General features: G+C 76.5%; 2 protein-coding genes and 1 pseudogene. All 3 read right to left on the reverse strand.

Annotated elements, in window-relative coordinates; all coding sequences use genetic code 11:
• Positions 1 to 181 (reverse strand): annotated as a pseudogene (locus KS423_RS43215) (hypothetical protein); the annotation flags it as partial.
• Between the two features lie 67 nt (positions 182 to 248).
• Complete coding sequence (locus KS423_RS43220; protein WP_224285167.1) at positions 249 to 698, reverse strand: hypothetical protein; 450 nt, start codon at positions 696 to 698, stop codon at positions 249 to 251.
• A 309-nt stretch (positions 699 to 1,007) separates the two neighbouring features.
• Positions 1,008 to 2,601, reverse strand: a 1,594-nt coding sequence (locus tag KS423_RS43225; protein ID WP_224285168.1) for a SpoIIE family protein phosphatase, incomplete at its 5' end; no start/stop codon positions are given.

Consider the following 2,601-nt stretch of genomic DNA (forward strand, 5'->3'; position numbering starts at 1 on the left):
GGCCACGGACGGCCGCGCAGCTGGGTGCGTCGGCTCCGGCGACGGCCAGCCGCTGGACGGCGGCGCGGTCGAGCAGCGCCCGGCGCCGGGCGGCGTCCTCGGTGGCGCGGGAGGTGTCGAGGTAGACGGAGGCCCAAGGTCCGGGCCGGTCGAGCAGCGGGGTGAGGAACGCGAGGTCCATGACGGCCTCCCGGGATCGGGTCTTGGAGTCGGTGGGCGGGGTCGCTTCGAGCTCCCGGCGAAGAAGCTCAGTGCCCGAGCAGGTGCCGGATCCGGCCGACGGGGCGCGCCCCCCTCTCCCGGCCGCCCTGTTCGGCGGCCCGCTCCTCCGGCGGCACCCGCATCTCGTCGGAGCCGCCCACGGCGCGTTCCGCCGGGGCGGAGTGCCGCGGCTCCATCGGCGCCACCGGCCGGTTCTCCGGGCGGCCGGACCCGCCCTGCGCCGACCGCTCCACGGGAGTGCCGGCCCGCCGTGACCTTCGCGGGGCCCGCCAGGACAGCCCGATCATCGCGAGGCCCAGACAGAAGAGCAGGGCCAGCGCCACACCGGAGAGGAGGATGCCCAGGCTGTTCAGCACCACCAGGTTGGTGCCCAGGATCGTCACCGGGTAACCGGGCACGCCGGAGAGGTTGTCCGCGATCGGCAGTGCGACGAATGCGCCGGACGCCGCCGTCAGCGGAAGTCCCAGCAGCACCATGGGAATCCCCTCCGTCCTGGTCTCGACCGACCTCCGCGCGGATCCGCGCCTACCCGCCTCGGGCGGCCCGTAACGACCGCTGAGAAACCCGGAGGACGTCAGCGGCCGGCCGTCGCGACGAGGCAGCGCAGCGTGGCCCGAGCGGGTGGGCCGAAGGTCACGGGGCGGTCGGCCGGGTCGGGGTGCCGGTCGCGCGGCAGGTCCCGGACCGGTTCCGCGGTGACCTCGATCCCCGCGTGGGCCGTACGGAGCAACGGTACATGCGGAGCAACGGTGATCGGGCAGCGGCGGGTAGCGCGGGAAACGGGCCTACTCGGTCTGGACGGCGATCAGGCAGGTGTCGTCGTCGGTGTCGGCAGGGCTGAGTTCGAGCAGCCGGTCCAGGTACTGCTCCAGGTCCGGGCCGGGGGCGCCGGCCGCCTCGATCAGCTCCTCCACCGACTCCTCCACCGGGCGGTCCCGGCGCTCGACCAGCCCGTCGGTGTAGAGCAGCAGGACGTCTCCCGGGTCGAGCCGGGCGGTGCGCTCCTCGTACTCGGCGTCCTCCAGCGCGCCGAGCAGCACGCCGTGCGGCAGCGACAGCACCTGGGCGCCGTCCGAGCCGAACCGGATCGGCGGCAGGTGGCCGGCCCGGGCCCAGTGCAGTTCGCCGCCGAGCGGGTCCAGCAGCACGCAGACGGCGGTCGCGGTGACCTGGCCCGGTTCGCGCAGGGCGACGGTGTTGGCCCACTCCAGCAGCCGGCCCGGGCCGGCTCCGGTGACGGCGAGGCCACGCAGGGCGTGCCGCAGTGCGACCATCCCGGTGGCCGCGCCGACGCCGTGCCCGGCCACGTCCCCGACCGCGAGCAGCACCCTCCGGTCGGGCAGCACCAGCACGTCGTACCAGTCGCCGCCGACCCGGTCACGCTGGGCGGCGGGCCGGTAGCGGACGGCGGCGTGCAGACCGGTGACGCCGAGCGGGGGAGGCGCGGCCGGCAGGATCGCCTGCTGCAGCCGGAGTGCCAGCTGCGCCCGCTCCGCCGACTCCTGCTCGCTGTCGGCCAGCCGCTCCCGGGTGGCGCCGAGGGCGACCTCCGTCCAGTGCTGGGCGGAGACGTCGTGGTACGCGCCGCGGACGGCGACCAGTCGTCCGGCCTCGTCCACCACCGGCTCGGCGATCACCCGGGTGAAGCGGTGGGTGCCGTCCGGGCGGTCCAGCCGGACCACCGCGGAGGCGGTGCGGTGGTGGTGCCGGACGGTGTCCAGCAGGCGCCGGATCGCCGGCCGGTCGTCCGGGTGGGTGTGCCGCGCGAGCCGGTCCAGCGGTACGGGCGGAGCGCCCTGCGGTAGCCCGTACAGCTCGTACAGCCCGTCGCTCCAGCGGATCCGGCCCTCGGCGGGGCGTTCCTCGAACCCGGCCACCCGGGCCAGCCGCTGGGCCTGGCGGAGCAGGGCGATGCGCTCGTCCTCCTCCCGATCGTCGTCCAGCTGCCAGCAGAGCAGCAGCCGGTTGCCGAGCGGGACGACCGAGAGCAGGACGGCCGCCGGGACGGCCGGCCCGTGCTCCCGGAAGGCCAGCCGGACCCGCTCGGCGGTCGAGGGCACGCCGGTCTCGTACGCGCGCAGCAGCCGGTCGAGCAGTCCGGCGGCACAGGCCACCGGGTAGGTCTCCAGCAGCGAGGCGCCCTCCAGCGCCTCCCGGGGGCGGCCGAGCGGGTCGCGGAACCGGGCGTTGACCCGCAGCACCGTGAAGTCGGCGATCCGCTCGGCCCGGAGGGCGGGGGCCAGCAGCAGCGCGGGCGTGAGGAGCCCGTCCAGGAGGGCGGCGGCCTGCTCGGGGGCGGCGGCCTCCGGGGGCGGGCCGAGCAGGGTCGTGCACAGGTCGGCGAGGGCGTACAGCTCGCGGCGCCGGGCCGGGCCGACC

The sequence above is a fragment of the Streptomyces sp. LS1784 genome (assembly GCF_020103755.1).
Lineage (GTDB): Bacteria > Actinomycetota > Actinomycetes > Streptomycetales > Streptomycetaceae > Kitasatospora.